At 65.6% G+C, this 26,775-nt stretch carries 28 protein-coding genes; 13 read left to right on the plus strand and 15 right to left on the minus strand.

Annotated features, from left to right (window positions below):
- Window positions 1-57: 57 nt before the first annotated feature.
- From lysA to argH, 3 genes are all read right to left on the minus strand, one after another.
- A complete protein-coding gene (gene lysA, locus DC363_RS05595) occupies window positions 58-1,323 on the minus strand; it encodes a diaminopimelate decarboxylase (RefSeq protein WP_108640146.1) in 1,266 nt (421 codons plus the stop codon).
- A gap of 123 nt (window positions 1,324-1,446) precedes the next feature.
- On the minus strand, window positions 1,447-1,596 hold the full coding sequence (locus DC363_RS16800; protein ID WP_158270835.1) for a hypothetical protein: 150 nt from the start codon (window positions 1,594-1,596) through the stop codon (window positions 1,447-1,449).
- The gene (argH, locus tag DC363_RS05600; RefSeq protein WP_108640147.1) at window positions 1,593-2,987 is read right to left on the minus strand and encodes an argininosuccinate lyase; all 1,395 of its coding nucleotides are present in this window, start codon (window positions 2,985-2,987) and stop codon (window positions 1,593-1,595) included. The genes DC363_RS16800 and argH overlap by 4 nt, the downstream gene beginning before the upstream one ends.
- Window positions 2,988-3,017: 30 nt before the next feature.
- Between argH and DC363_RS05605 the strand changes: the two genes are divergently transcribed.
- A complete protein-coding gene (locus DC363_RS05605) occupies window positions 3,018-3,605 on the plus strand; it encodes a TlpA family protein disulfide reductase (RefSeq protein ID WP_108640148.1) in 588 nt (195 codons plus the stop codon).
- Window positions 3,606-3,619: 14 nt separating this feature from the next.
- Here the strand turns inward: DC363_RS05605 and DC363_RS05610 are convergent, their stop codons facing one another.
- Window positions 3,620-4,009: a hypothetical protein gene (locus DC363_RS05610; protein ID WP_108640149.1), complete on the minus strand. Its 390-nt coding sequence runs from the start codon at window positions 4,007-4,009 to the stop codon at window positions 3,620-3,622.
- 176 nt (window positions 4,010-4,185) lie between these two features.
- Between DC363_RS05610 and DC363_RS05615 the strand changes: the two genes are divergently transcribed.
- Window positions 4,186-4,719 carry a hypothetical protein gene (locus tag DC363_RS05615; protein ID WP_241962931.1) on the plus strand — a complete coding sequence of 178 codons (534 nt, stop codon included), beginning with the start codon at window positions 4,186-4,188 and terminating at the stop codon, window positions 4,717-4,719.
- 46 nt (window positions 4,720-4,765) lie between these two features.
- Here the strand turns inward: DC363_RS05615 and DC363_RS05620 are convergent, their stop codons facing one another.
- The 3 genes from DC363_RS05620 to ubiA form a co-directional block, all read right to left on the minus strand.
- The gene (locus DC363_RS05620) at window positions 4,766-5,092 is read right to left on the minus strand and encodes a hypothetical protein (protein WP_108640151.1); all 327 of its coding nucleotides are present in this window, start codon (window positions 5,090-5,092) and stop codon (window positions 4,766-4,768) included.
- On the minus strand, window positions 5,089-7,080 hold the full coding sequence (locus DC363_RS05625) for an OmpA family protein (protein ID WP_108640152.1): 1,992 nt from the start codon (window positions 7,078-7,080) through the stop codon (window positions 5,089-5,091). Before DC363_RS05625 ends, DC363_RS05620 begins: the two co-directional genes overlap by 4 nt.
- Window positions 7,081-7,147: 67 nt before the next feature.
- Window positions 7,148-8,116 (minus strand): 4-hydroxybenzoate octaprenyltransferase, encoded by a 969-nt coding sequence (gene ubiA / locus DC363_RS05630; RefSeq protein WP_108640153.1) that lies wholly within the window; start codon window positions 8,114-8,116, stop codon window positions 7,148-7,150.
- An 11-nt stretch (window positions 8,117-8,127) separates the two neighbouring features.
- On the opposite strand from ubiA, the gene DC363_RS05635 reads away from it, so the two are divergent.
- From DC363_RS05635 to DC363_RS05655, 5 genes are all read left to right on the plus strand, one after another.
- The gene (locus tag DC363_RS05635) at window positions 8,128-8,859 is read left to right on the plus strand and encodes a 16S rRNA (uracil(1498)-N(3))-methyltransferase (RefSeq protein WP_108640154.1); all 732 of its coding nucleotides are present in this window, start codon (window positions 8,128-8,130) and stop codon (window positions 8,857-8,859) included.
- Window positions 8,856-9,695, plus strand: coding sequence for a GNAT family N-acetyltransferase (locus tag DC363_RS05640; protein WP_108640155.1), 840 nt, complete (start codon window positions 8,856-8,858; stop codon window positions 9,693-9,695). Before DC363_RS05635 ends, DC363_RS05640 begins: the two co-directional genes overlap by 4 nt.
- Entirely contained in the window at window positions 9,692-10,201 is a 510-nt protein-coding gene (locus DC363_RS05645) for a hypothetical protein (RefSeq protein WP_108640156.1), read from the plus strand. Before DC363_RS05640 ends, DC363_RS05645 begins: the two co-directional genes overlap by 4 nt.
- Before the next feature lie 68 nt (window positions 10,202-10,269).
- Entirely contained in the window at window positions 10,270-11,640 is a 1,371-nt protein-coding gene (locus tag DC363_RS05650) for a glutamate--cysteine ligase (RefSeq protein ID WP_108640157.1), read from the plus strand.
- A gap of 121 nt (window positions 11,641-11,761) precedes the next feature.
- Entirely contained in the window at window positions 11,762-12,019 is a 258-nt protein-coding gene (locus DC363_RS05655) for a hypothetical protein (RefSeq protein ID WP_108640158.1), read from the plus strand.
- 46 nt (window positions 12,020-12,065) lie between these two features.
- Here DC363_RS05655 and DC363_RS05660 read toward each other — a convergent pair whose 3' ends face one another.
- From DC363_RS05660 to DC363_RS05685, 6 genes are read right to left on the minus strand one after another with little or no spacing between them, the layout of a single operon-like run.
- Complete coding sequence (locus tag DC363_RS05660; RefSeq protein ID WP_108640159.1) at window positions 12,066-12,320, minus strand: hypothetical protein; 255 nt, start codon at window positions 12,318-12,320, stop codon at window positions 12,066-12,068.
- Window positions 12,317-12,922 (minus strand): glycerol-3-phosphate 1-O-acyltransferase PlsY, encoded by a 606-nt coding sequence (plsY, locus tag DC363_RS05665; protein WP_108640160.1) that lies wholly within the window; start codon window positions 12,920-12,922, stop codon window positions 12,317-12,319. Before plsY ends, DC363_RS05660 begins: the two co-directional genes overlap by 4 nt.
- Window positions 12,915-14,186 (minus strand): dihydroorotase, encoded by a 1,272-nt coding sequence (gene pyrC / locus DC363_RS05670; RefSeq protein WP_108640161.1) that lies wholly within the window; start codon window positions 14,184-14,186, stop codon window positions 12,915-12,917. The genes plsY and pyrC overlap by 8 nt, the downstream gene beginning before the upstream one ends.
- Window positions 14,187-14,235: 49 nt before the next feature.
- Window positions 14,236-14,763 carry a hypothetical protein gene (locus tag DC363_RS05675; RefSeq protein ID WP_108640162.1) on the minus strand — a complete coding sequence of 176 codons (528 nt, stop codon included), beginning with the start codon at window positions 14,761-14,763 and terminating at the stop codon, window positions 14,236-14,238.
- Complete coding sequence (locus DC363_RS05680; protein ID WP_108640163.1) at window positions 14,760-15,179, minus strand: hypothetical protein; 420 nt, start codon at window positions 15,177-15,179, stop codon at window positions 14,760-14,762. Before DC363_RS05680 ends, DC363_RS05675 begins: the two co-directional genes overlap by 4 nt.
- Window positions 15,176-16,138: an aspartate carbamoyltransferase catalytic subunit gene (locus tag DC363_RS05685; RefSeq protein WP_108640164.1), complete on the minus strand. Its 963-nt coding sequence runs from the start codon at window positions 16,136-16,138 to the stop codon at window positions 15,176-15,178. Before DC363_RS05685 ends, DC363_RS05680 begins: the two co-directional genes overlap by 4 nt.
- 98 nt (window positions 16,139-16,236) lie before the next feature.
- Here DC363_RS05685 and DC363_RS05690 point away from each other — a divergent pair, with 98 nt between their 5' ends.
- From DC363_RS05690 to DC363_RS05705, 4 genes are all read left to right on the plus strand, one after another.
- Window positions 16,237-17,025, plus strand: a complete 789-nt coding sequence (locus tag DC363_RS05690; protein WP_108640165.1) for a uracil-DNA glycosylase — start codon at window positions 16,237-16,239, stop codon at window positions 17,023-17,025.
- Complete coding sequence (moaB, locus tag DC363_RS05695) at window positions 17,022-17,549, plus strand: molybdenum cofactor biosynthesis protein B (RefSeq protein ID WP_108640166.1); 528 nt, start codon at window positions 17,022-17,024, stop codon at window positions 17,547-17,549. The genes DC363_RS05690 and moaB overlap by 4 nt, the downstream gene beginning before the upstream one ends.
- Window positions 17,550-17,632: 83 nt before the next feature.
- Window positions 17,633-19,105 carry an efflux RND transporter periplasmic adaptor subunit gene (locus tag DC363_RS05700; RefSeq protein ID WP_108640167.1) on the plus strand — a complete coding sequence of 491 codons (1,473 nt, stop codon included), beginning with the start codon at window positions 17,633-17,635 and terminating at the stop codon, window positions 19,103-19,105.
- Window positions 19,105-22,506 (plus strand): efflux RND transporter permease subunit, encoded by a 3,402-nt coding sequence (locus DC363_RS05705; RefSeq protein ID WP_108640168.1) that lies wholly within the window; start codon window positions 19,105-19,107, stop codon window positions 22,504-22,506. The genes DC363_RS05700 and DC363_RS05705 overlap by 1 nt, the downstream gene beginning before the upstream one ends.
- Here the strand turns inward: DC363_RS05705 and DC363_RS05710 are convergent.
- A complete protein-coding gene (locus tag DC363_RS05710; protein WP_108640169.1) occupies window positions 22,503-23,300 on the minus strand; it encodes a protein-disulfide reductase DsbD domain-containing protein in 798 nt (265 codons plus the stop codon). The two genes, DC363_RS05705 and DC363_RS05710, sit on opposite strands and share 4 nt — an antisense overlap.
- A gap of 114 nt (window positions 23,301-23,414) precedes the next feature.
- On the opposite strand from DC363_RS05710, the gene DC363_RS05715 reads away from it, so the two are divergent.
- The gene (locus tag DC363_RS05715) at window positions 23,415-23,981 is read left to right on the plus strand and encodes a YqgE/AlgH family protein (protein ID WP_108640317.1); all 567 of its coding nucleotides are present in this window, start codon (window positions 23,415-23,417) and stop codon (window positions 23,979-23,981) included.
- On the opposite strand, the gene DC363_RS05720 is transcribed toward DC363_RS05715, so the two are convergent.
- The gene (locus DC363_RS05720; RefSeq protein WP_108640170.1) at window positions 23,964-24,947 is read right to left on the minus strand and encodes an L-threonylcarbamoyladenylate synthase; all 984 of its coding nucleotides are present in this window, start codon (window positions 24,945-24,947) and stop codon (window positions 23,964-23,966) included. The two genes, DC363_RS05715 and DC363_RS05720, sit on opposite strands and share 18 nt — an antisense overlap.
- Window positions 24,948-25,053: 106 nt before the next feature.
- On the opposite strand from DC363_RS05720, the gene DC363_RS05725 reads away from it, so the two are divergent.
- On the plus strand, window positions 25,054-26,754 hold the full coding sequence (locus tag DC363_RS05725) for an acyl-CoA dehydrogenase family protein (RefSeq protein WP_108640171.1): 1,701 nt from the start codon (window positions 25,054-25,056) through the stop codon (window positions 26,752-26,754).
- Window positions 26,755-26,775 lie beyond the last annotated feature (21 nt).

The following is a 26,775-nucleotide window of genomic DNA, read 5'->3' on the forward strand; positions in this document are numbered from 1 at the left end:
GACAGGTCCGATGGGTGTCAGGGGGACACTCCTAGTCTGAAGGCGGCGCCGGAACGGTCACAGCCACTCGGGTATGGTATCGCGATTTATCATCTCGTCAAAGGTCGGGCGTCGGCGGATAACCGCGAATTGATGGCCCTGCACCAGCACCTCGGGAACCAGTGGGCGCGAGTTGTATTCGCTTGCCATTACAGCGGCATAGGCCCCGGCAGAGCGGAATGCGACAAGCGCCCCGGGTGCCAACTGCGGCAAGGGGCGGGCCTTGGCGAAGGTGTCGCCGCTCTCGCAGATCGGGCCGACCACGTCATAGGCCTGCGCCTCCGCCCCGGCGGCGGGTTCGACGACCGGCACGATGTCGTGCCAGGCGTCATACATGGCAGGCCGCACAAGGTCGTTCATGGCCGCATCGACGATCAGGAACTCGCGCTCTTCGCCGGATTTGACGTAGATCACCTCGCTCACAAGAATGCCGGAATTGCCCGAGATCAGCCGCCCGGGCTCGATCTCGATCTCGCAGCCCAGATGGCCCACCTCTTCGCGCACCATGGCGCCGTATTCGATGGGCAAGGGCGGCGCGTTGTTGTCGCGGGCATAGGGAATCCCAAGGCCGCCGCCCAGATCAAGGCGGCTGATTTCGTGCCCCTCGGCGCGCAGCACCCCGGTCAGCTCGGCCACCTTACGATAGGCCTGCCGGAACGGTTCCAAGTCGGTGAGTTGCGAGCCGATGTGCACGTCGATCCCCACCACCTTCAGCCCCGGCAAGGACGCGGCCAGCGCATAGACCTCGCGCGCGCGGCTGATCGGAATGCCGAACTTGTCTTCCTTCTTCCCGGTCGAGATCTTCGCATGGGTCTTGGCATCCACATCCGGGTTCACCCGCACGGTAATCGGCGCGACCTTGCCCAGACTGACGGCCACCTCGGACAGAGCCTGCATTTCCGGCTCGCTCTCGACGTTGAACTGGCGGATGCCACCTTCCAAAGCCTCGCGCATCTCCGCGCGGGTCTTGCCGATCCCGGAAAACACGATCCGCTCGCCAGCGACACCCGCCGCCCGGGCGCGCTTGTATTCGCCGATCGACACGACATCCATCCCCGCGCCCGCGTCCCCCAGAACCTTGAGCACGGCGACATTCGACAGCGACTTCACCGCAAAACACACCAGATGGTCGGTGCCCTGCAAAGCCTCTTCAAACAGTTGGAAGTGCCGCAAAAGCGTGGCGGTGGAATAGATATAACAGGGCGTGCCGACGCTGGCCGCGATCTCGGTCACGGGGACATCCTCGGCCATCAACTGGCCGTTCCGGTAAAGAAAATGGTCCATCCGACCCTCCGATCTCTCGTTCAGGAAAACCCAAGGCCGCGGCTGCGCGCCGGTCCCCCGTCTTCTCTGGTTCTCAAATACCTGATCCGCCGCCCGCATCCGGCGCGGCGCTCAGCCAATGGATCACAACCTCGCGTCCTGTCTGATCGTCCCGTTGGTGGCCGCAACCGGCGCGGGCGTTGCGACGACAGCACCGCTCGGCCGCTCGGGCTCGCCGTCGGCGCCGCAGGCCGCCAGACCCAGCAGAGCGAGCAGCACCGCAAGACGGGTCACGCCAGCGCCTCTTTCCAGCGGGCGATCTGGGATCGGACGTTGTCCGGCGCGGTGCCTCCGTAAGAGGTGCGGCTGCGCACGGAGTTGTCGACGCCCAGCACATCGAACACCGCCTCAGTAATGCCCGCATGCACCGCCTGCATGTCTTCCAACGACAACTCCGGCAGGTCGCAGCCCTTCTCTTCGGCTTTCGCCACCAGCGCGCCCGTCACATGATGAGCGTCGCGGAACGGCAGGTTCAATTCGCGCACCAGCCAGTCGGCCAGATCGGTGGCGGTGGAAAAGCCCATCGCCGCCGCCACGCGCAGATCGTCGGGGCGGCCCTTCATATCCGCAACCATGCCGGTCATCGCGGCAAGGCCCAGCATCAGGTTGTCGGCGGCATCAAAAGTCTGTTCCTTGTCTTCCTGCATGTCCTTGGAATAGGTCAGCGGCAGCCCCTTCATGATCGTCATCAAGGCCACGTTCGCCCCGAAAATGCGCCCGATCTTGGCGCGCAGAAGCTCGGCCGCATCGGAGTTGCGCTTTTGCGGCATGATGCTTGAGCCGGTGGACCAGCGGTCGGACATGGACACAAAGCGGAACTGGGCCGAGGACCAGATCACCAACTCTTCGGCCAGCCGGCTCAGGTGCATGGCACAGATGCTCGCCGCGCCGAGGAATTCCAACGCGAAATCCCGCGCTGCCACGGCGTCGAGCGAATTGGCCATGGGGCGGTCGAAGCCCAGCGCCTTTGCCGTCATCTCGCGGTCCAGCGGGAAAGAGGTTCCAGCCAGCGCCGCCGCGCCAAGGGGCGATTCGTTCATCCGCGCGCGGGCATCGGCAAAGCGGGCGCGATCACGGGCGAACATCTCTACATAGGCCATCATGTGATGACCCCATGTGACCGGCTGGGCCACCTGCAAATGGGTGAACCCGGGCATGACCCAATCGGCGCCCTCTTCCGCCTGCCCGATCAGGGCCAGCATCAGCGCCTTGAGCGCGTCGTCCGCGGCATCGCATTGGTCGCGCACCCAAAGCCGGAAATCCAGCGCCACCTGATCATTGCGCGACCGGCCCGTGTGCAAACGCCCCGCAGGCTCGCCCACGATCTCTTTCAGGCGCGCCTCGACGTTCATGTGAATGTCTTCGAGCGCGGTGGAAAAGGCGAACGTCCCGCCCTCGATCTCTGACAACACCGTGAGGAGGCCTTCACGGATCGCCTCGGCATCCGTATCGCTAACAATACCTTGAGCCGCCAACATGGCCGCATGCGCGCGGGAGCCTTCGATGTCTTGCTTTGCCAATCTCCGATCAAACCCGATCGAGGCGTTGATCGCCTCCATGATGGCATCGGGCCCTGCGGCAAAGCGCCCTCCCCACATTGCATTCGACGATTTTTTGTCTGACATGGCGGGTGTCCTTAACGCTGGGTGTGACCGATGAAGAAACAACTGATTTTCGCAGCTGCCGCGGTGGCCGGTATTGCCGCAGGGCTATACTTGGCCTTGGACACGAGCGAAAGCCCCACGATGCCGGCCCATGACTTTGCCGCGGTCGAAGCGCTGCGCGGGGGCGACATGATGAAGCTGCAATTCGCCACCAATCGCGGCTCTGACGTGCCGTTCAAGCATGAGGACGGCAGCGACATGACGCTGGCCGCCTTCGAAGGGCAGCACGTGGTGTTGAACTTCTGGGCCACATGGTGCGCCCCCTGCCGCAAGGAGATGCCCCATCTGTCCGAGCTGCAAAAGCGGTTCGGGGACGAACTTGAGGTGGTGACAATCGCCACCGGCACCAACCAGCGCCCTGCGATGGAGCGCTTCTTCGAAGAGATCGGCGTCGATAACCTGCCCATGCATTCCGACGCCAGCAGCGCGCTGGCGCGGGATTTCGGGGTGGTCGGCCTGCCGGTGACCCTGATCCTTGATCCCCAAGGTTACGAGATCGCGCGCTTGATCGGGGATGCCGACTGGACCAGCGACAGCGCCATGTCGATCCTTGAGGCTTTGGTCGAACAGGACGCTTAACCGCCGCCCGCCGGTCACTCTGGGTCGTGCGAACTCCAAGTACAGCGGTCAAAATCGGCGTAGCGTCGCAGGACCTCCGGCACCGGGCCGTCCACCAAACGCGAGCATCCTTCGACCACGTCGGGGGACTCATACACCGACACCACGCCGCCCGCGCCGTGACCCGTGGTGCAAAGCATCTCACCCGGTGCAAGCCGGCCCGTACGGCGCACGCCACTGCGGGCTTCGGCGGCGAAATAGAACGATCTGTCCGTGCCGTTTGACACGCACGGCCCCCGCTTGCCCGCGTCCTGCTTATACGACGCCGCCAGCCGCGACAGCGTTTCGGTCTGCGGCGCAGCCCGGGCATCGGTCAGCAGCAGACCGGCGCAAGCGGCCAGCAGAAAGGGGGCGGGGGTCGTCATGGGGCAAACGGGCTCCTGTAATGCAGGGTCGAGTTGACACCACTATCCTCGGCCACCAAAGCCCGGGACGTCCAAACACGATTGGCCACAAGGTGATCGCGCACAGGTGATCCAATGGTGATCCGGCGCGAGGTAGTTTCGCCGTAGCCTTGCACCATTCAAACAAGGAGGCTGCCATGAAACACCCAATGAAACTTGCCTGTCTGTCGCTGGGCATCGCCGCAAGCGCGGCCCCTGCGCAAGAGTTCGGAACCCCCGCCGATGCGGATTATGCGGCGCTTGTCTGGCAGGCGCTGGAGGAACAGAACCTCGCTGGGGACGGTATGGTCCGGTCCTTTCCCTACGACGGGGTCGCCCCCCACGGCATGATGCTCGAGACCTTCTATTCCAAGGCGACGATTGACGGCCATACCGGCGATCTGATCGTGAAACGGAATTTCGGCCCCGAGGGCGTGTCACTGGATGACGTGCTGGCCGACCCGGACACCCACCTTGCGGCATATACCGTCATGTTCCGTCGCGCGGAAGGCTATGATGACGACAACGATAACTGGTTCTGGGTCAAATTCCTGCCCGATGGGTCCCTCGACAAGAATCCCGCCGGGATGGAGCTTGCAGGACGGGTGGCCAAGGGCGCGGATCAGGGCTGCATCGCCTGCCACGCGGGCGCGGGGGATTATGTGTTCACCTCGGATCACCTGAGCCGCTAGATCCAAACCGCCGCCCGATCCCGCGGGCCGCACCTGTCGGGTTAATTCAGCCTGCGTTTTGCCGATCGATGTGGTTGCGCAGTTCTTCCGCTTCGCGGCGGGCATCGCGAAGCCCGTCCATCGCCGCGCGCAGTTCCGCTTCGGTTTGGCTCAGCTGGTTGGTGATCTCGGCCTCGCGCTGTTGCAGATAAGTGATCGCCTGATCGCGGGTTTCCTCGGCCTCGTGCAGGGCCTGCGCCATACGGTCGAGTTCACCGATCTCGGCCTTGGAAACGCGGGTGAACCGATTGACCAGCCAGCTGGCGAACCAGCCAAGGCAGAAGGCCACGAACAGGATGATCGCTGTCGCGACGATGAATTCGGTTCGGTTCATTCGGTGGCTCCGTCTTCTTCTGCGGCATCTTCTTGTGCGGCGTCGCCGCCTGCGTCTTCGGCGGTATCGGCGTCGCCATCTTCGGCTTCCGTGTCACCGGCCTCGCCCTCTTCGGCCGCGCCCGCCCCGGCCCCGGCTTCCATTTCTTCCAGCGCGGTCTGCTCTTCCTCGGTCGGCTCGGGCTCGATGAGGGAGAATTCGATCCGGCGGTTCGCCTCGCGCCCTTCTTCGGTGGAGTTGTCGGCAATCGGATTCGCCTCACCGTAGCCGACGGCCTTGAAATTGGACACCGGCACCCGACGCACGCGCAACCCGTCAAGCACGGCGTTGGCGCGCTGTTGGCTCAGACGCTGGTTGCCCTCTTCCGAGCCCTGACTGTCGGTGTAGCCCGCAATCTCGATCTCGAGGTCGCGGCATTTCTGCAGGATCTCGGCGATATCGTCGAGGATCGCCGCCCCCGCCCCGGCGATGGTGGCGGACGCGGGCTCAAAGGTGATCTTGCGCGCTTCGGTGACGATCTCGATATTGGCAAGGCATTCTTCTTCCGTGGGCAGTGCTGCAATCGGGTCGAGAGCTTCCACATAGGTCACATCGACCTCAAATTTCGCAGTGGTGCCCAGCTTCTCGATCAGGATGCCCGAGATTTCGGCGTCGGCTTCCTGCACCCCGGTATTGCCACGGATGGCGATCATGTCCGGCTCGACCGTGACGGACCCGTTGGACAGCTTCGAAAGCGCTTCGATCCCCGCCAGCACGCGCATCGGCCAGCCGCCGGGCAGGCCATCCACGACGCGGGTCGCCATGGAGATGTCCGCCGAGCCGAACTTGGCGCGGGCGAAATTCTCGGCGGTGGTGTTCAGCCGGTCGTCGGACACACGGCCCCGCAACTGCACCAGCCCTTCGGGGCTCAGGGTGGCGATGAACTGCGGCGGGCCGCCGTCGGTCGCGCTTGGCACCTCGGGCAGGATGGCATCAAGGGCGAATACTTCGGGCAGGTCATTTTCAAGCTCGCCGGCGATGCGGTCGAAATTGCCCGCCACTTCACCGGGCTTCGCCACGAAGGTCATGTCGGCGTCAGAGATGGTCAACGTGCCTGCGCCCAGCTCATGCACCGCTTCGATGCCCATCACCACCGCATCCGCCCAGCGCACGGTCGGCGCGCCCAGCGCTTGCGTGCAGGTCAACACACCTTCGGCCCCAGCGGCGCGGGCGGCGGCGATGATCCGGCGTTCGGCATCGGGGGTGTCGGCCACGCAGCTTTCAAACCGCGCCCCGTCGTCGTCGATGACGAAGCGGGTGACGAAGGGCGATACCACGGGCCGGGGCGCCAGAATGTCGAGCACCACCCGCAACCCACGGGGGGCCGATTGCCGCAACCGCGTCTCAAGGGCTTCCTTCTGTTCGGGGGAATCGGTGATCGCCTCGATCTCGACCCGCCCGGCCCGGACCGAGACCTTCGAGCGCGGCATCTGCCGCAGGGACCGCAGCGCGTAGGTCACGGCACTGTTCCAGCCCTCGGGGACGTCATAATCGGCGGATTCAAGAAAATCGGCGAAGTTCCCGTCGCGCCCGGCCATGTCGGCCAGCGTCGTGGTCAGGGCTTCGGTGTCCGAAGACAGCGGCACCAGACCGATCACCGAAATGCCACTGTCGTTGCGCAGGATCTCCATCGAGAACTCGGGCGCTTCGATGGCCTCGCTCACCTTGATGGTCATGTTGTCGATCACTCGGCTGGCGTCGACCATGTGCCCTGCGGTGGACAGCGCGCGAAAGCGTTTGGCCTCTGACTCTGCCTCGCCCTCAAGGATCACCTGCAACCCGTCGCCCAGCACGGAGGCAAATTCATAGCCGCTGTCGATCAGGGCCGATTGCACCGCCTCGACCGACCGCTGCTCAACCGTTGCCACGACCGCCTGCGCCCCGATTCCGCACCCGATGGCCGCGACAAGGAAAACAGCGAGACGAACAAAAAGGGCAGAGAGGCGCATATCGCGTCCTTGGTTGTGAATGGTGTGTGCTTAGGCCGTTGCGCGCCGGTGTTCAATCGCCCTTCGGCTAGAGCAACAGGGCGACGGCGAAAAACAGCACGGGGATCAGCCCCGCGTCGCGGTTCGAGCGGAATAGCCGCAAAAGCGAGCCGCTGTCCGTCGCATCGAAGCTTCTCTGCTGCCAAGCAAGGTGCCAGCCCATCGCCCAAGGCCCGCCCAGCGCCACGATCAGCGCCAGAACCGAACGATCCAACGCGGCCAGAACCACCGCCAGCCCCATGAGCAAGACGGTGCCAACCATGAAATAGCGCAGCCAGCGCGGCGTCGTCTCGCCGAACAGCAAGGCGGTGGATTTCACCCCGATCAGGGCGTCATCCTCAGCGTCCTGATGGGCATAGATCGTGTCATAGAACAGCGTCCAGGCGATACCGGCGGCGTAGAGCAGAACCGCAGGCCAGCCCAGCGATCCGGTGTGCGCCGTCCAGGCCAGCAAGGCGCCCCAGTTGAAGGCAAGGCCAAGGAACACCTGCGGCCAATAGGTGAACCGTTTCGCAAACGGATAGATTGCCACGGGTACAAGGGCGAGGAACCCCAGACCGATCGCCGCGCTGTTGAAGGTCAGCAGGATCAGCAGCGACAGAAAGGTTTGCAGCGCCATCCAGACCAGCGCCTTGCGCACCCCCACCTGCCCCGAGGGGATAGGCCGGTTGGCCGTCCGCGCCACCGAGCCGTCAATCTCGCGGTCGGTGATGTCGTTCCACGTGCAGCCCGCGCCGCGCATCAGGAACGCCCCCAGAGAGCAGCCCAGCGCGATCCACAGATCGAACCATCCAGCGGTTCCGGTGTGCAGCATTGCCAGCAACAACCCCCACCAACAGGGCAGCAACAGCAGCCAGGTGCCGATGGGCCGGTCGGCGCGACTGAGCCGCAGGAAAGGCCGCGCGGACCGCGGCGCGCGCGTGTCGACCCAATTGCCCGCCTTGGCATCTGCAACAAGACGTTCCGGCGCCTCTGGCATCCCGTTGTCGTCGGTCATATGGTCCCCTCATGGCCGCGAAATCTTCCCGTATTCGACTATATGTAGATCACCCTTTGGCGGCGTCCGAAAGGGTCGCGCTGTCGCGGGAACAGGCGCATTACCTGTTCGGCGTGATGCGGCTTGACGTGGGCGACACCGTAGCGCTGTTCAACGGCCACGACGGCGAATGGGAGGCGCGGATCATCGCGGCGGCCAAGAAAAACGGCGTGCTGGAATGCGAAGCGCAGACGCGGCCGCTGCAGATGCCCCCGGACCTCTGGCTGGTCTTTGCCCCGATCCGCAAGGAACGCACCGCCTTTATCGTGGAAAAGGCCGTTGAGCTGGGGGCCGCGCGGCTGATCCCCATGCAGACCGGCTTCACCCAAGCTGCGAATCGCTTGCGGCAAGACAAGCTGCAGGCCACCGCGCTGGAAGCGGCGGAACAATGCGAAGCGACCTATCTGCCACCCGTGGATCCGGTGCAGAGGTTCGGCCGACTGCTTGACGATTGGAACCCGGCGCGGCGCATCCTGTTCTGCGATGAAACGCTCGCCGGCACCCCTGCGACGCTGCCGACCGAAGCTGGACCTTGGGCGATTTTCATCGGTCCCGAAGGTGGCTTTACCGAGGCCGAACGGGACCGCCTGCGGGGGATGAACTGCGCCCATCCGGTCAGCCTTGGCCCGCGCATCCTGCGGGCGGAAACGGCGGCGTTGGCGGCGCTCACCCTGTGGCAAGCGCATCTGGGAGACTGGCGATGAGCTGGAGGCCCGCAACCCCCGAGGATGCCCCCGAAATCGAAGCCTTCCTGCAGGCCCATATCGAAACCTCGGTCTTTTTGCTGTCGAACCTGCGCAAGTTCGGGGCCACCGGGGCCGCGCAGGATTACGCCATGACGTTCTATATCACTGGCCACCCGGTGTCGGGCGTTGTTGCGCAATCGACCAAGGGTGTGGTCATGGCGCAGTGGCCCGCGGCTGGCGATTGGGCAAGGCCGCTGGCCCTCCTTCCCGCGCCGATCACCGGGGCCATCGGCGATGGCGACCAGATCGACGCCCTGCTGCGGGCGGCGGGGCTGCGGGATCAGCCGACAAACCTGAACTCGGACGAGGTGCTTTACGCCCTGACGCTCTCCGACCTCGTCGCGCAGGATGGACCCGGCACATTGCGCCCATTGACCGGCGCCGACCGCGCCGCGTTGATCCCGTGGCGCACGGATTATCAAATCAACATTCTCGGTGAACCCGAAGAGACCGCCCGCGCAAAAGCCGCAGACGAAATCGCCGCCTACATCGCGGCGAACAGCCACCGCGTGCTGGAAGCCGAGGGCGTGCCGCTGGCGATGACGGGGTTCAACGCCGAAGCGGATGACCTCGTGCAGGTTGGCGGGGTCTATACGCCGCCCGCACAGCGCGGCCGCGGTCTGGCGCGCCGGGCGGTGGCGCTGCATCTGGCCGAGGCGCGGGCGGCGGGCAAGACCCGTGCGATCCTCTTTGCCGACAACCCCTCGGCCCAGAACGCCTATGAAGCCGTGGGCTTCGCCCCCATCGGTCGCTTTGCCATGATCTTCTTCAAACAGGGGCACGCCCCGCGATGATCCGCCCCGCCGTCAAGTCCGCCCTGTGGCGCTGGCGTGAAGTGCTGGCCGCGCTGGCCCTGTCCGGCCTTGGCCTCTGGTGGGGCTTTGCGTCGTTCGGGATCGTGCAATGGCTGGGATGGGGGCTTGCGGGGCTGGGCGGCGTGCTGGCCTTCGCCGCCGCGCAAAAGGTCCGCTTCCGCCCGCCCAGTGACGGCCCCGGCGTGGTCACGCTGGACGAACGGCGCATCACCTATCTCGGCCCGCTCGACGGGGGCGTGGCCGAACTGGACCAGCTCGTGCAACTCGACCTCACACCCGCACCGGCGTGGCGGCTGATCCACCGCGACGGCAGCCAGCTTGATATTCCGGTCAACGCCCGCGGGGTCGAAGCCCTGTTCGAGGTCTTCACCGCCCTGCCCGGCATGAAAACCGAACACCTGCTGTCGATGCTCGACCGCACCCCACCGGCGCCGATGACCGTCTGGATGGCACCGGACCACAGACCCTATCGACGGTTGCACTGATCGCGATTGACACTACGCTTCGGCTCAGCCACCTCTTGATCTTCATGCGAACCAACGGAGCGCCTATCATGTCCATTCCACAATCCGGCGGCGGTCCGATCGAACATCACGACCAGCTGGCTCAATATCTGGCCGATGGCTGCAAGCCCAAGTCCGACTGGCGTATCGGCACCGAGCACGAGAAATTCGGCTATTGCACCGACAGCCACAAGCCCCTGCCCTACGCGGGCGAGCGGTCGATCGAAGCGGTGCTCTCGGGGCTGCGCGACCGGTTCGGCTGGGCGCCGGTGACCGAAGGCGGCTTCCTTATCGGGCTCGAGAAAGAGGGCGCCAACGTGTCGCTGGAACCCGGTGGTGCCCTGGAGCTGTCCGGCGCGCCGGTGGAATCCATCCACCAGACCTGTGACGAGGTGAACAGCCATCTGGCCGAGGTGAAATCCATCGCGGACGAGATCGGCGTCGGCTTCATCGGGTTGGGCGCCGCGCCCGAGTGGACCCACGACCAGATGCCGCTGATGCCCAAGGGCCGCTACAAGCTGATGGATGCCTATATGGACAAGGTGGGCACCGCAGGCAAAATGATGATGCGGCGCACTTGCACGGTGCAGGTGAACCTTGATTTCGGCTCCGAAGCCGACATGATCCAGAAAATGCGTGTGGCGATAGCCTTGCAACCGGTGGCCACGGCGCTGTTCGCCAATTCGCCGTTCTTCGAGGGCAAGCCCAACGGCCACAAGTCATGGCGCAGCCGGATCTGGCGGCACCTCGATGATGCGCGCACGGGCATGTTGCCTTTCGTTTTCGACGACGATTTCGGATTTGAACGCTACGCGGAATACGCCCTCGATGTGCCGATGTATTTTGTCTATCGCGATGGCGAATATATCGACGCCTTGGGCCAGTCGTTCCGCGACTTTCTGCGCGGCGAACTGCCCGCCCTGCCCGGTGAGAAGCCGACCCTGTCCGACTGGGCCGACCACCTCACCACCGCCTTCCCCGAAGCGCGCCTGAAACGCTTCATCGAGATGCGCGGCGCCGATGGTGGCCCATGGCGCAGGCTCTGCGCGCTGCCGGCGTTCTGGGTCGGCCTGACCTACGATCAGGACGCGCTCAATGCGGCGTGGGACCTGTGCAAGGGCTGGGATGAAGAGACCCGCGAAGCCTGGCGGATAGAGGCGTCGGTCCATGGGTTGCAGGCCAGCGTCGGCGGCCAATCCATGCACGACATCGCGCGCGAAGCGGTCCGGATCGCGGAACTCGGCCTGAAAAACCGCGCCATGCCGGGCGCAGGCGGGCTGGTCCCGGACGAGACGCACTTCCTCAACGCGCTCAAGGAAAGCATCGAGAGCGGGAAGACCCCCGCCGATGAGTTGCTCGACAAATACCACGGGGAATGGAACGGCGACCTGAGCCGAATTTATGCGGAATACAGCTATTGATGATGTAATTTGGCAATCTCAGGGATCAATCGCGATCCGGCTTTAGATAGCCATTGCCTTTCAATTCGCCTTCTGATTGAAACTTGCTCGGGTTGATTATGACCCGCGTGAAAGGAAGATTATGAGGGACTTTTTTATCAATTCGCTGGAAATGCTGATCAATATTCTTGTGGTCATCATGAGCATCGGCGTGCTTATTGCAACTGTAATGGCGTGGAGTCTGCCCGCATATCAGGGCGGAGGCTTTATGACAGGACTATTCGTTCTTGTCGGCGGCGCTGTTTATGTCGTCCTGATGGGTGGCATGCTTTATCTGTTTCTGGGCATTTACCAGAACACCAAGCGGACGGCTGAATTGCTGGACGCGCAAAGGCCCTGAATAGGCTGCGGTCGGCCGGTTGAAATGTCAGCCGGTCGACCGGTTTTCATGACAAGACCGTCAAGGCCGCGACAAAGGCCCGCACTTTCGCGTCGGACATTTCGCAAGGCTTCAGAAGCTCGCCCGACGTCAGGCGGTAAAGGTTAAGGCTGATATAATCAGACCCGTCCAGCGCTTCCGCCACCAGTTTCTCACCCCGCCCGCCCGAGACTAGGCTGCGGGTGACGATCCAGTCGCGCCCGTGGGCATGGCCGCGGAATGTGCCCAGCGGCAGCGCGGCAAGCCGGTCGCCAAAGCTCACTTCGCGCCGATCTTGCTTTCGGTGCCCGCCACCAGCCGGTGGATGTTCGCCGCGTGGCGCCAGAAGATCAGCGCCACAAGGCAGGCCCCCAACAGCAGGATATGCGAGGCGCCGAGCAGCGGGGCCCAGACCAGCGTTGACGCCGCCGCCACAAGTGCGGCCAGCGACGAATAGCGGAACAGAGCCGCCGTGGCGAGCCACGTCAGGCACACCGCGATCCCCACGGGCCAGGCCAGCGCGTAGAGAATGCCCAGAAAGGTCGCGACCCCCTTGCCGCCGCGGAACTTGAGCCAGACCGGAAAGCAATGGCCCAGCATCACCATGAAGGCCGCCAGATGCGCGGCATCCTCCGCCGCCAGCGCCCGCGCCAGCAAGACCACGACAAGCCCCTTGCCCGCGTCCAAAAGTAAGGTCAGCGCCGCCGCCAGTTTCGAACCTGTGCGCAACACGTTGGTGGCGCCGATGTTGCCCGATCCGATGTCGCGCAGGTTGCCCAGCCCCATGACCCGCGCAAGGATCAGCCCGAAGGGGATCGAACCGACGATATAGCCAAGGATGGCCCAAAGGATCAGCGTCTGGGACGTGCTGGCAAACTCAAGCATCGGGCAGCTCCTGTGTCTTGTTGGTGCCACCCACATAGGTCGCGATCACGCGCCCTTGCAGGATGCTGCCGTCGAACGGCGTGTTCTTGGATTTGGAATGCAGCTTGAAGCGATCAAGGCGCAGGCTCGCGTCGGGATCGAACAGCACCAGATCGGCGGGCGCGCCGACCGACAGCCGACCGCAGGGCAGGCCCAGCCGCTTGGCCGGGTTCAGCGACAGGGCGCGGAACAGATGCGGCAGCTCCATATGGCCCGCGTGGACAAGGCGCAAAGCCGCCGGCAGCAGTGTCTCAAGCGCGACCGCGCCGCTGGCCGCCTCTTCGAAGGGCAAGCGTTTGGATTCCTCGTCCTGTGGCGTGTGCATGGAGGAGATGATGTCGATCACCCCGGCAGCGACCGCTTCAACCACGGCGAGCCGGTCATCCTCGGACCGCAGCGGGGGTTTGAGCTTGAAGAAGGTGCGGTAGTCGGCCACGTCCATTTCGTTCAACGTGAGGTGATGGACGCCCACCCCGGCGGTGATGTTCAACCCGTTGGCCATGGCCCGCTCAAGCGCTGGCAGGGCGCGGGCGGTGGTGATCTGGTCCACGTGATAGGCCGCGCCGGTCATTTCCAGCAGCGCGATGTCACGGTCCAGCCCCATCCGTTCGGCCATGGGCGACACACCGGACAGGCCGCGCAGGGTGGCGAACTTGCCCGAAGTCACGGCCCCGCCCGCGCTCAATCCCGGTTCCTGCACATGACCCACGACGAGGGCTCCGCAGGACTTGGCATAGGTCAGCGCCCTGCTGAACACCTTGGTGTCGGTGACGACCCGGTCGCAATCGGTGAAGGCCACCGCGCCCGCGTCCATCAGAAACCCGATCTCGGTCATCTCGCGCCCGGCGCGCTCCTTGGTCAGCGCCGCCATGGGCAACACGTTCACCAATGCATCCGCCGAGGCGCGGCGGGCGACGAATTCCAGCGTTTCGGGGGTGTCGATCGCCGGGTCCGTGTCCGGGCGGGTGACGATGGTGGTGATCCCGCCCGCCACGGCCGCCCGACCGGCCGAGGCGAAGCTTTCCTTGTGCCGCTCGCCCGGCTCGCACACCTTCACTCCCATGTCGACGATCCCGGGCGCGAGACATTTGCCGCGGCAGTCCACCACGTCGTCCGGCGTGCCGGTGACATCGGTGATCACACCGTCCACGACCATCAGGGAGCCGAGCGTGTCGGTTCCGGCTTCGGGGTCAATCAGGCGGGCGTTCTGGAAAAGCGTGCGCATGGCCCCTTTCAAGAGGGATTGCCGCGCAGGGTCAAGGCCTATGCGCCGTTCAGGCGATCAGGACGATCACGAGCACAAGCAGCGCCATCACCAGAAGCGCAATCATCGCCACCCGGCCCGCCATGGCCTTGTCCGACGGTGGCGATTTGACCGGTGGCGGGGTCAGGATGCCTTCGGCGGACGGGCTTTCGATCTCGGGCGTGAACGCGTCGACCACGGCCGGATCGTCGAAGGTCGCCACCAGATCGGCGTCGCCTTCGGTGTTGAGCGTGACGGGCCGTTCGGGAAAAGCCGCCGAGCGGACGATGAAGGCCACGCCGGTCAAGGCGTTCAGCGCATTTTCCCGCGCGGCGAGTTTCGCAGGGTTGGTGTCATATCCGCTGGCCAGAAATTGCGACAGTGTCATGTCGCCCAGATCAGAGATCACCACGCGTTGCACATGGGCCGCGTCCATCTGATCGACGCCCAGCGCGGCCTGCAGGTCCGAGACCGTGGCGCTCTCGGGGGCTCCGGTGGTGTGGTCAAGGTGAAAGACGCGGGTGCGTCCGTGTTCGTAGTCGGTCACAGTCTCGGTCATGGTGCCTCCTGTCGTGCGGTGTCGATCACGTCGCGCAAGGCCGTCTTGTCGCTGGGGTAGGACAGCGTGACGCGCCTTGCAGGATCAACGGTCCGAAGCCGCACTGCGTTCCCGACGACCTTTATGGTGGCAATATTCCGCAAGGCCACGGGCGCAGCGTTCTGCAACAGGATGCGCCGGTTGGTGATCCAGGCCGCATGCCGCCCGAGGGTCACGCGCTCTTGCGTTAGTAGCAGACAGGCGATGAACAGGGGGGCCGCGCCCCACAGGCTGTCAGGAAAGGCCGCGACCATGGCCAGTGTCGGGACAAGGGTCACGGCAAGCAACACAAGCGCGGTGCGCCGGAACGCGGCCAGATCGGGGCGGTGGTGGTGCAACAGAACCTCGCCCGCCTCAAGCGGCGGGGCCTCGCTCACACCATGACCCCGGCGGCTTGTGCTCCGCGCTTGGCGCGCAGGTTCCGCGCCAGAAGGTCCATCGCCGCCATCCGCACGGCCACGCCCATTTCGACCTGTTCCTGAATGACCGAGCGGTTGATGTCGTCGGCGATCTGACCGTCGATCTCAACGCCGCGGTTCATCGGGCCGGGATGCATGACGATGGCGTCCTGCTTGGCGTGGCCAAGCTTTTCCGCGTCCAGCCCGTAGCGGTGGAAATACTCCCGCTCCGACGGGATGAATCCGCCGTCCATGCGTTCCTTCTGCAGCCGCAGCATCATCACCACGTCCACGTCGCGCAGACCTTCGCGCATGTCGTGGAACACCTCAACGCCAAGGTCCTCAACACCGCTGGGCAGCAGCGTCGGCGGGCCGACCAGCCGCACGCGGTTCTCCATCTTGCCCAAGAGCATGATGTTCGACCGCGCCACGCGACTGTGGGCCACGTCGCCGCAGATCGCGATCGACAGGCGGTGCAAGCGTCCCTTGGCACGCCGGATCGTCAGCGCATCCAGCAGCGCCTGCGTCGGATGTTCGTGCCGCCCGTCGCCTGCGTTCAGCACCGCGCAATTCACTTTCTGCGCCAGCAGGTCCACGGCGCCAGAGTTCGGATGCCGCACCACCAACAAATCCGGCCGCATCGCGTTGAGCGTCAGCGCCGTGTCGATCAGCGTCTCGCCCTTTTTGATCGAACTGGCCTGCATCGCCATGTTCATCACATCCGCGCCCAGTCGTTTGCCTGCAATCTCGAAACTCGCCTGCGTGCGGGTCGAGTTCTCGAAGAACATGTTGATCTGGGTGAGCCCCTCAAGCACGTCCCGATGGGCGCGGCCCTTGCGGTTGTCTTCGGCGTATTGATCCGCCAGATCCAGCAACGTTGTGATCTCGGTCGGGTGAAGGTGTTCGATCCCCAGCAGATGTGCGGCGCGGAATGTCATGGGCGTCCCTTCCTTGGTCGCGCCGCTTATATGGGGCGCACCGGAACGGGGCAAGATCAGCGCGTGAACTCCGCCGCGCGGCGCGCTAGGGTGCAGCCATGGAATCGGCATTGGATTACTGGACGGCGAAAGCGCTTCTCGATTGGCAGGTCGAGATGGGCGTGGATGAGGCGATTGGCGATGCGCCCATCGACCGCTATGCGCTGGAAGACCGCAAGCCCGCGCCCAAACCCGCCGTCGTCACCACGGCGCCCGACGCCCCGCCCGCCCCGGTCGAGGAAGAGGTCGTGGACCCGGTCGCGGTGGCGCGGCTCGCGGCGCAGGCAGCGTCGGACCTTGCGGGATTGCGCGCCGCGCTGGCCGCGTTCGAACATTGCGAGATGAAGACCGCCGCGCGCAACCTGATCTTCTCGGATGGGGTGGCAGGCGCGCCGGTGATGGTGTTGACCGATCCGCCGGACCGCGACGACGACCGCGCGGGCCACATGTTCAGCGGGCGCAGCGGCGTGCTGCTGGACAAGATGCTGGCCGCCATCGGCCTGTCGCGCAGCGGCGCGGCTGCGATCTATGCCGCACCCATCGTGCCATGGAACCCGCCGCAGAACCGCGACCTCTCGGCCGCCGAAATCGCCATGATGCTGCCGTTTCTGGAGCGTCATATCGAACTCGCCGCGCCGAAGGTTCTGGTGCTTATGGGCAATGCGCCCTGTCATACGCTGCTGAAGAAATCCGGCATGACACGGCTGCGCGGCAAATGGGTTGAAGCGGCATCCCTGCCCGCTTTGCCGATGTTCCCGCCCGTCCATCTTCTGGCGCAGCCCGCCGCCAAACGCGAGGCTTGGGCCGATCTTCTGGCGCTCAAGGCGAAACTGAAAGACCTGCAATGACCCGCGACTTTATCCCCGTCCGCATCGCCGTGCTGACGGTCTCTGACACCCGCACCCTGACCGAAGATCGCTCGGGCCAGACGCTGGTGGACCGTTTGCAAGCGGCGGGCCACACCCTCGCCGCGCGCGAGATCCTTCCCGATGAGAGGGACAGGATCGCCGCGCAGTTGCGCGCATGGTGCGCCGATCCGCGGATCGACGTGATCCTGAGCACCGGCGGCACGGGCCTGACCGGCCGCGATGTCACGGTTGAGGCGCACCGCGACGTCTACGAGAAGGAAATCGACGCCTTCGGCACCCTGTTCACCCACGTCTCCATCGCCAAGATCGGCACCAGCGCGGTGCAGTCCCGCGCCACCGGCGGCGTGGCGCAGGGCACCTATCTGTTCGCCCTGCCCGGCAGCACCGGGGCCTGCAAGGACGCCTGGGACGAGATCCTTGTCCATCAGCTCGACTACCGGCACATGCCCTGCAATTTCGTGGAAATCATGCCCCGCCTCGACGAACACCTGCGGCGCAAATAACCATCCACAGGGGCGCAACTTGCGTATAGACTCTGACCGGAACGCGGAACCGGGCACGCCGGCCGCATCAGGAGGTTTGGACCGTGCATTTCTTGCGACGCTCTCTCGTCGGGATCTTCCTGCTGGCCACGACGCTGGCGCTGTTCGCATGGGCTGGCAACACAGTGCGGCTTGCAGTGCAAGAGCGGATGAACGCCGAGCCGCGCAGCTTTCCGCAGCGCGAACGGGTGCAGGTGGTCAACGTGGTGCAGGTCACGCCCGACACCATCACGCCCGAACTGCAGGTCTTCGGTGAGCTGGGCAGCACCAACACCTTCGACGTGCGCGCGCTGACTGGCGGCACGGTGCTGGACCTCTCCGAAAATTTCGTGACCGGCGGGCGCGTGGACGCGGGCGAGATGCTGGTGCGGATCGACCCCCGCGATGCCCAATCCGCGCGCGACCGGACCGCCGCCGATCTGCGCGATGCCGAGGCCGAGGTGCGCGACGCCGAGCGCGCCTCGCGCTTGCAGCAAGACGAAGTGACCGCCGCCCAGCAACAAGCGACCCTGCGGGCGCAGGCCCTGCGCCGGCAACGGGACCTGTCCGAGCGGGGCGTCGGCACCGCCGCCGCGATCGAGGCTGCCGAACTTGCCCTGTCTTCGGCGGATCAGGCGGTTTTGTCGCGCCGGCAGGCGCTGGCGCAGGCACAGGCGCGGCTGGATCAGGCGGCGACCCGCCTGGACCGCGCGCGGCTCAACCTTGCAGATGCGGACCGCGCCTTGGGCGACACCGAAATCCGTGCGCCTTTCACGGGCATTCTCGAGGACGTGTCCATCGCCAAGGGCCTGCGCGTCACCGCCAACGAACGCTTGGGCCGACTGATCGACAGCGCGAAGCTCGAGGTCGCGTTCCGCCTGTCCACCGCGCAATATGCCCGCCTTGTCGAAGACAGCGGCACCCTGCCCCAAGCACCTGTCACCGTCACGCTGGATGCACAGGGCTTCACCCTGACCGCCACGGGCCACATCACCCGCGAAGGCGCCAGCGTCGGAGAGGGGCAGACCGGACGGCTGGTCTTCGCCCGGCTCGACAACACGGCAGGCTTCCGGCCCGGTGATTTCGTCACCGTGACCGTGCGTGAACCGGCCCTGCACGACGTGGCCAAAGTGCCCGCCACCGCGATTGCCGCCAACGACACGGCCCTGATGCTCGACCCCGACAACCGATTGATCGAGGTTGCGGTCGATCTGCTGCGCCGTCAGGGGAACGACGTGATCATCCGCGCGCCGCGTCTTTACGGCAAACAGATCGTGGCCGAACGCTCGCCGCTTCTGGGGGCGGGGATCGCCGTGCAGCCCATCGATGCCGCAGCCGCCGCACCCCCCGATGCGGCCGACCCCGCAGATGCGCCCCGCATGGTGACGCTGGACCCGGACCGCCGCGCGGGAATGATCGCCTTTGTGCAAAGCGCGCCCATGCCCGATCCGGTCAAGACGCGATTGCTCGACCAGTTGCAGCAGGATGAAGTCCCCTGGGACGTCGTCGCGCGGCTGGAAGCGCGGATGGGCACCTGATGCCCGGCGCCGGCACGCTCAGGCCCGGCGGCATCCTGTCTTACCTGACGCGCCACCGCACGGCGGCGAACCTTCTGCTGGTCCTCATGCTGGCCGCCGGGATCGCCACCTTCCCCAAGATGCGCGCGCAGTTCTTCCCCGATGTGATCATCGACAGCGTCAACGTCTCGGTCACATGGAGGGGCGCGGGCGCGCAGGACGTGGACGACGCCATCGTGCAGGTGCTGCAACCGGCCCTGTTGGCCGTCGAAGGGGTCACCACGACGTCCTCCACCTCCTCCGAAGGGTCGGCCCGCATCCGGTTGGAGTTCGAACCGGGCTGGGACATGGCGAAAGCCGCCGAGGACGTACAACTCGCCGTCGATTCCACGTCGAACCTGCCCGAGGATGCCGACGACCCCCGGGTGCGCCGGGCGCAATGGTCCGACCGGGTGACGGACGTGGTCATCACCGGACCCGTCAGCCCCGATCAACTGGCGCGTTTCGCCGATGAATTCGTCGTGCGCCTGTTCGCCCAAGGGGTCACGCGCACGACCATCCGCGGGGTCGCCGCGCCTTCGACCATTGTTGAGGTGCCGTCGCTCTCGCTGGTGCGCCACGACATCTCCATGTCCGACATCGCCGCCGCCATCGCGCAAGAGGTGACGGCCGATCCCGCGGGCGACGTCTCGGGTGCGGCGCGGGTCCGCACCGGGGTCGAGCGGCGCAGCGCGGATGAGATCGCGGCCATCGTGCTGCGCACCGCCCCCGGTGGGGCCGCGCTGACCGTGGGCGACGTGGCACAGGTGACCGTCGAAGGGGTGGATCGGCAACGGGCCTATTTCGTGGGCGACAATCCGGCCATCTCGATCCGCGTGGACCGCTCCGCCACCGGGGATGCGATCAAGGTGCAGGACACCGTGCAACAGGTGGCCGACGCCTATGCTGCCACCCTGCCCGCCGGCAGCAGCATTGACCTGATCCGCGCCCGCGCCGAGCTGATCACCGGGCGCCTGAACATCCTTTACGAAAACGCATTGCTGGGGCTGGCGCTGGTCGTGGGCCTGTTGTTCCTGTTCCTGAACGCCCGCACCGCCTTCTGGGTCGCCGCCGGGATCCCCGCTGCGCTGTGCGGCGCGGTGGCGCTGATGTGGTTGGCGGGGCTGACGATCAACATGATCTCGCTTTTCGCGCTGATCATCACGCTGGGCATCGTCGTCGATGACGCCATCGTCGTGGGCGAACACGCCGACCACCGCCGCCGCAAGCTCGGCGAAGGCCCCGCCGAAGCCGCCGAGAACGCCGCGCGCAAAATGTTCAACCCGGTGTTTTCCGCCACCCTCACCACGATCATCGCCTTCTTGGGGTTGGTGGCCATCGGGAGCCGCTTCGGCGACCTCATCGCCGACATTCCCTTTACGGTCATCGTCGTGCTGATCGCCTCGCTGCTCGAATGTTTCCTGATCCTGCCCCACCACATGAAGTCCGCCCTGTCCCACACCGGCGAGGGGCGCTGGTATGACGCGCCGTCGCGCGTGGTGAACCGGGGTTTGGACTGGACGAAGGCGCGGCTGTTCCGGCCGTTCATGGCCGGGGTGATCCGGGCGCGCTATCCGGTGCTGGCCTTCGCCGTGGCCCTGCTGGCGCTGCAGGGCGCCGCCTTCATCCGGGGGGATGTGCAATGGCGGTTCTTCAGCTCCCCCGAGCAGGGCAGCATCACCGGCAATTTCGCCATGCTTCCGGGTGCGGAACGGGCGGACACGCTGGCGATGATGCAAAGCCTGCAGGACGTGACCGAGGCGCTGGGGGCAGAGTATGAAGACCGCTACGGCACCAACCCGCTTGCCTATGTCATCGCCGAGATCGGCGGCAATTCCGGGCGCGGCATCGCCGGGTCCGACACCAAGGACGCCGACCAGCTGGGCGCGATTTCCATCGAACTGATCGACGCCGACGCCCGCCCCTACTCCAGCTTTGCCTTCGTGTCCGATCTGCAAGAACGGGTCGTCAAACATCCGATGGCTGAAACGGTCAGCTTCCGGTCCTGGGGCAGCGGTCCGGGGGGCGACGACATCGACGTGCAACTGTTCGGCGCCAATTCCGAAGTGCTGAAGACCGCCGCCGAAGCCCTGAAATCGGAACTGGCGCAGTTTGGTGAGGTTTCGGCGCTCGAGGATTCGCTGGCCTATGACAAGGAAGAATTGATCCTCGCGCTCACCCCGCAGGGCCAAGCGCTGGGGTTCACCATCGACGGGCTGGGGCGCGTATTGCGCGACCGTCTGGGCGGGATCGAGGCCGCGACCTATCCCGAAGGGCCACGGTCCGCGACCGTCCGCGTCGAACTGCCCGCCGGAGAGTTGACGGCCGATTTTCTGGATCGCACCCTGATGCGGGCCACGGGCGGCACCTACCTGCCGCTGGCGGACATCGTCACCGTGACCTCGCGCACGGGGTTTTCCACGGTCAGCCGCGAGAATGGCGTGCAACTGATCTCGGTCACCGGCGATCTGGCCGATGACGACGCCCACCGTGCGGCGGAGATTCAAACGCTCATCCGCGACGATATCCTGCCGCGCGTCGAAGCCGCCTACAACGTCTCGACCTCGTTGTCGGGGTTGAGCGAGCAGGAGGACGCCTTTCTCAGCGATGCCCGCATCGGTGCGATCTTCTGCCTGACGGGCATCTTCCTGACGCTGGCGTGGATCTTCCAAAGCTGGACCCGTCCGCTGGTGGTGATGGCGATCATCCCTTTCGGCCTGATCGGCACGATCTACGGCCATGCGCAATGGGGCGTGCCGCTGTCGATGTTCACCGTCGTGGGCCTGCTGGGCATGACCGGAATCATCATCAACGACTCTATCGTGCTGGTGAAAACCATCGACGAATACGCAGCGACCCGGGGTCTGATCCCCGCGATCATCGACGGGGTCAGCGACCGCCTGCGCCCCGTGCTGCTGACCACGTTGACCACCGTGCTGGGCCTGATGCCGCTGCTCTACGAAGGCTCGTCGCAGGCGGAGTTCCTCAAGCCGACCGTGATCACGCTGGTCTATGGTCTGGGCTTCGGCATGGTGCTGGTGCTGCTCATCGTGCCATCGCTGATGGCGGTTCAGGGCGATGTCGCGGTGCAAGTCCGCTCGGCCAAACGGTCGCTGACCGGACCGGGCACCGGCGTCACCGCTCCGGCGCGGATTGCCGCGTTGGGCGCGCTTGTCCTTTTCGGCGCATTGGTCGCGCCGGTCCTGATCACGGGCGCACCGCTTCCTGCGCTGGCCCGAGGGCTTCCACTGCTCAACGGGGGCACAGCCGTCGCCATGGCACTTTATCTAACGCTTACGCTGCTGTGGTTGCTGCTGGTCTATTTCGCCGCCGCGTTGGCCGTGGGCCGCGCCCGCAAACGCCGCCACGCTGCGGCACCCTAGTCCGCGGCGCAGCCCTGAATATCGACCGCCTGCCCGCCGGTCAGTACAGTGATCCGCATGTCCGAGCGGTTCAACGCAAAGGCGCCCTGCTCGACGTGGATCATCTCGGCCCGGGCGAACAGGTCGCTGTCGCGCCATGTTTCGGGCTGTGAGACCCAGACCTGCTGATCGCCCGCCTCGATGACCACCACCTCGTCCGGCGCGTGGCGGGGCATCTCGATCCGTGCGGTCACTTCCAGCCCCCTGTCCGTGGGCCGCAAGGCGCAGGTGGCCCCCGTCACCCCGGCCCGTGCGGCGGGGGTCGGCTGGTCCACAAGGGCTGCGACGATGGCGGGGGTGCGTGCACCGGACGCGGGCAGAGCCGCATCGAACTCCAGCACCACCGGCACGCAGATATCCTCGCACACGCCAAGCTGGACCGCGCCCTTCATCCGCGCAGCGCGCGCCGCATCGGGGACCGAAACCTCAACCGGGATCACTACGCTGTCGGCATATCCGTAGGACCGCATGCCGTTCTGGTCGAACACCTCGGGCACCGGCCAATGGAACGCCACCCCATCCATGTTCTGCGACCCCTGCCAGCCGAACCGGGGCGGGATGCCGCCATCGCCGGGCGCGCGCCAATAGGTCTTCCAGCCGGGCGCCAGACGGATTTGCAGGCCCGCCATATGGGTGCCCTGATCGGTGCGCCAACCGGGCAGAACCTCAAGCGAGACGACGCCATCCGCCGGGCCCGCGCCAAGCGGCGCCGCGCAGACCAGCGCAAGCAAAAGGGGGAAGACGTGTTTGAACATGCCCCCTCATCCAACGGATCGGCCCGGAAGCAAAGTCACATTTGGGTTAAAGATATGTCAGCACCGCTCGCCTTGCCCCTTGCGCGACCGCCCGGCGCGCCCCATCTTTGGCCCATGACCGAGACCACCAACCTTGTGGGCAAGCTGCTGATCGCGATGCCCGATATGGGCGACCCGCGCTTCGATCACGCGGTGATCTATATCTGCGCGCATACGCCCGAGGGGGCGATGGGTTTGATCGTCAACAAACCCACGCCGGATGTGCGATTCTCGGACCTTCTCGAACAGCTCAGCATCGATGAGGGGGACCTCGCCGTGGACGTGCGGGTGCATTACGGCGGCCCGGTCGAGACCGGACGCGGCTTCGTGCTGCACACCGCCGACTATGCTTCGGGCGCGGGCACGATGGAGGTGGCCGAGGGCGTCTCGATGACCGCGACCTTGGATATTCTTGAGGATATCGCAACCGGCAGCGGCCCGAAACGCTCGATGTTGGGACTGGGATATGCCGGTTGGGGGCCGCAGCAGCTTGAGGGCGAGCTGATGCAGAACGGCTGGCTGGTCTGCGACGCGACCGAGGATATCCTGTTTGGCCGCGCGGCCGAGCACAAATGGACCGCCGCGCTGAAGGTTCTGGGCATCAACCCGCTGATGCTGTCCACCTCAGGCGGGCGCGCCTGACCCCTCGGGGCGCGGCGCTGCTGCGCGTTGCAAGCGGTCGTTGATCGCGCGACCCAGCCCGTGTGCCGGAATCGGCGACACCGCGATTTTTTCCGCCCCCATCTCGTTCAAGCGGTGCAGCGCGTCGAACAGCGCCGCCGCCGCCTCCACCAGATCGCCCGAAGGCGACAGGTTGAGCGGAGCTTCGACCGGCCCGAAGCCCAAAAGCGTCTCATCCGGCGCAGGGTGGTCCACGTTCAGCCGCACTTGCCCCTTCGGCGCGTAATGCGATGACAACTGCCCCGGAGAGGTCGGCGCCGCCGTATCGTCCACCCTATCGCTCGGGGTGGCGAGCGCGCCGCCCAACGCCGCCTCGATCGCCTCGGCCGGCACCCCACCGGCGCGCAGCAACGTGGGCACGGGCCTTGCGGCAACGATGGTCGATTCCAGCCCGACGCCGCAGACCCCACCATCCAGGATCCCGTCGATCCGCCCGGTCATCTGGTTTTTGACATGGGCGAATGTCGTCGGGCTGACCTGTCCAGAGGGATTGGCCGAAGGGGCCGCCACGGGGCCGTCAAACGCCGCCAGCAGCCCCTGCGCCACCGCGTGATCGGGCATCCGCACCGCCAGCGTCGCCAGCCCCGCCGTCACCAGCGGCGAAATCCCCGCCCCCTCTTTCAACGGCAGGACCAGCGTCAAGGCACCCGGCCAGAACGCCTGGGCCAGATCGCGCGACGTGGCATCGAACTCGACCAGCGCCTCGGCCGCCTCGAACGAGGCGACGTGCACGATCAGCGGATTGAAACTCGGGCGGCCCTTGGCTTGATACAGGCGAGCCACAGCGTCGGAATTGCGCGCATCCACGCCCAGCCCATAGACCGTCTCGGTCGGAAAGGCGACGAGCCCACCGTCCCGCAAGGCTTCGGCTGCGGCCTCCAATCCCGCCGGATCGGCGGCGAAGGTGCGCGTGGTCACCGGGGTCATGACGCTGCGTTTCGGTTGCGGGTTCGGTTCATCGGCGTAGCCTTTCTGTCATCGGCCACATACGCTGCCTGCACATTGAATCCAAGATCACACTGAAAGAGCCTTCATGCCCTATGCTGCGCCCGCCTCCGAGTTTCGTTTCCTTCTCGACCATGTGGTGAACTTCGATCAGGTCACCGGCACCGATACTTTCGGCGACGCCACGCCGGACATGCGCGACGCGATCCTGACCGAAGCGGCGAAGCTCTGTGATGAGGTGCTGGCCCCGCTGCAGCGCAACGGAGACGAGCACCCCGCGCGGCTGGAAAACGGCATCGTGCGCACCTCGCCCGGGTTTGCCGAAGGCTTCAAGGCGATTGCCGACGGCGGCTGGATCGGCATGTCCGCCGACCCTGTCTATGGCGGCATGGGCCTTCCGTTTACGTTGACGACCGCGGTGAACGACATGATGTCGGGGGCCTGCCTGTCGCTGCAGCTCAACCCGTTGATGTGTCAGGGCCAGATCGAGGCTTTGGAACACCACGCAAGCGACGCGATCAAGGACCTCTACCTGCCCAAGCTGATCTCCGGCCAGTGGTGCGGAACGATGAACCTGACCGAACCGCAGGCCGGCTCGGACGTGGGCGCGCTGCGCAGCAAGGCCACGCCCAACGGCGATGGCTCTTACGCGATCACCGGCCAGAAAATCTATATCTCTTGGGCCGACAACGACTTCACCGAGAACGTCTGCCACCTTGTGCTGGCGCGCCTGCCCGATGGGGTCGAAGGCACCAAGGGCATCAGCCTGTTCATGGTCCCGAAAATCATCCCCAACGAGGATGGCACGCTGGGGGAACGCAATTCGCTGCGCGTCGTCAGCCTTGAGCACAAGATGGGCCTGCACGGCTCGCCCACCGCGGTGATGGAATATGACGGTGCGCGCGGCTGGCTCGTGGGGCCCGAGCATGGCGGCATGGCGGCGATGTTCACCATGATGAACAACGCTCGCGTCGGCGTCGGCACCCAGGGCATCGGCACGGCCGAGGCCGCCTATCAACACGCGCTGGCCTATGCGATGGAGCGCAAGCAGGGCCGCGCGGGCGGCTCGGGCACAATCGTCGAGCATGCAGACGTGCGCCGGATGCTGGCCACCATGAAGGCCGAAGTCTTCGCCGCCCGCTCGATTGCCATCTCGAACGCCATCGCCATCGACATGAGCACCGCCACCGGCGATGCCGCATGGAAAGCCCGCGCGGCCCTCCTGACGCCGATCTCCAAGGCCTTCGGCACCGACGTCGGGGTCGAGACGGCCGCCACGGGCATTCAGGTCCACGGCGGCATGGGCTTCATCGAGGAAACCGGCGCGGCGCAATTCGCCCGCGACGTGCGCGTGACCACGATTTATGAGGGCACCAACGGCATTCAGGCGATGGACCTTGTGGCGCGCAAGATGATGGACAACGGCGAAGCGGCCTTTGCCCTGATGGACGAAATCGAAGCCGCCGCCGAGGCCGCGAAAGAGAAATGTCCCGATCTGGCCGAACCGGTCTGGCACGCCTGCGAAACCCTGCGCGAAGCCACCGAATGGCTCGTCGCGCAAGAGCTCACCGACCGTTTCGCCGGGGCTGTGCCCTATCTGCGAGCCTTTGCGCGGGTGCTGGGCGGCTACTACCACCTTCTGGCCGCGCTGCACGGGGACGACAGCCGCGAACGGCTTGCCACTGTCTATATCAAACGGATGTTGCCCGAGTACACGACGCTTCTGGCGCAGGTGCGCGAAGGGGCCAGCGATCTGATGGCGATTTCCACCGATGATCTGGTGGCCTGAGCCGTTCTGCGCTAGGCCTCC

Source organism: Thalassorhabdomicrobium marinisediminis, assembly GCF_003072065.1.
In the GTDB taxonomy this organism is placed as follows: Bacteria; Pseudomonadota; Alphaproteobacteria; order Rhodobacterales; family Rhodobacteraceae; genus Octadecabacter; species Octadecabacter marinisediminis.

Coding starts and splice junctions, on each gene's coding strand:
- DC363_RS05725 (WP_108640171.1), top strand. CDS start 25,054: ATGCCCTATGCTGCGCCCGCCTCCGAGTTTCGTTTCCTTCTCGACCAT.
- DC363_RS05715 (WP_108640317.1), top strand. CDS start 23,415: ATGACCGAGACCACCAACCTTGTGGGCAAGCTGCTGATCGCGATGCCC.
- DC363_RS05655 (WP_108640158.1), top strand. CDS start 11,762: ATGAGGGACTTTTTTATCAATTCGCTGGAAATGCTGATCAATATTCTT.
- argH (WP_108640147.1), bottom strand. CDS start 2,987: ATGTCAGACAAAAAATCGTCGAATGCAATGTGGGGAGGGCGCTTTGCC.
- DC363_RS05635 (WP_108640154.1), top strand. CDS start 8,128: ATGGCCGCGAAATCTTCCCGTATTCGACTATATGTAGATCACCCTTTG.
- DC363_RS05710 (WP_108640169.1), bottom strand. CDS start 23,300: ATGTTCAAACACGTCTTCCCCCTTTTGCTTGCGCTGGTCTGCGCGGCG.
- DC363_RS05685 (WP_108640164.1), bottom strand. CDS start 16,138: ATGACATTCCGCGCCGCACATCTGCTGGGGATCGAACACCTTCACCCG.
- DC363_RS05720 (WP_108640170.1), bottom strand. CDS start 24,947: ATGACCCCGGTGACCACGCGCACCTTCGCCGCCGATCCGGCGGGATTG.
- DC363_RS05705 (WP_108640168.1), top strand. CDS start 19,105: ATGCCCGGCGCCGGCACGCTCAGGCCCGGCGGCATCCTGTCTTACCTG.
- DC363_RS05645 (WP_108640156.1), top strand. CDS start 9,692: ATGATCCGCCCCGCCGTCAAGTCCGCCCTGTGGCGCTGGCGTGAAGTG.
- DC363_RS05690 (WP_108640165.1), top strand. CDS start 16,237: ATGGAATCGGCATTGGATTACTGGACGGCGAAAGCGCTTCTCGATTGG.
- plsY (WP_108640160.1), bottom strand. CDS start 12,922: ATGCTTGAGTTTGCCAGCACGTCCCAGACGCTGATCCTTTGGGCCATC.
- DC363_RS05650 (WP_108640157.1), top strand. CDS start 10,270: ATGTCCATTCCACAATCCGGCGGCGGTCCGATCGAACATCACGACCAG.
- ubiA (WP_108640153.1), bottom strand. CDS start 8,116: ATGACCGACGACAACGGGATGCCAGAGGCGCCGGAACGTCTTGTTGCA.
- DC363_RS05675 (WP_108640162.1), bottom strand. CDS start 14,763: ATGACCGAGACTGTGACCGACTACGAACACGGACGCACCCGCGTCTTT.
- pyrC (WP_108640161.1), bottom strand. CDS start 14,186: ATGCGCACGCTTTTCCAGAACGCCCGCCTGATTGACCCCGAAGCCGGA.
- DC363_RS05625 (WP_108640152.1), bottom strand. CDS start 7,080: ATGCGCCTCTCTGCCCTTTTTGTTCGTCTCGCTGTTTTCCTTGTCGCG.
- DC363_RS05620 (WP_108640151.1), bottom strand. CDS start 5,092: ATGAACCGAACCGAATTCATCGTCGCGACAGCGATCATCCTGTTCGTG.
- DC363_RS05640 (WP_108640155.1), top strand. CDS start 8,856: ATGAGCTGGAGGCCCGCAACCCCCGAGGATGCCCCCGAAATCGAAGCC.
- DC363_RS05610 (WP_108640149.1), bottom strand. CDS start 4,009: ATGACGACCCCCGCCCCCTTTCTGCTGGCCGCTTGCGCCGGTCTGCTG.
- DC363_RS05605 (WP_108640148.1), top strand. CDS start 3,018: ATGAAGAAACAACTGATTTTCGCAGCTGCCGCGGTGGCCGGTATTGCC.
- lysA (WP_108640146.1), bottom strand. CDS start 1,323: ATGGACCATTTTCTTTACCGGAACGGCCAGTTGATGGCCGAGGATGTC.
- moaB (WP_108640166.1), top strand. CDS start 17,022: ATGACCCGCGACTTTATCCCCGTCCGCATCGCCGTGCTGACGGTCTCT.
- DC363_RS05615 (WP_241962931.1), top strand. CDS start 4,186: ATGAAACACCCAATGAAACTTGCCTGTCTGTCGCTGGGCATCGCCGCA.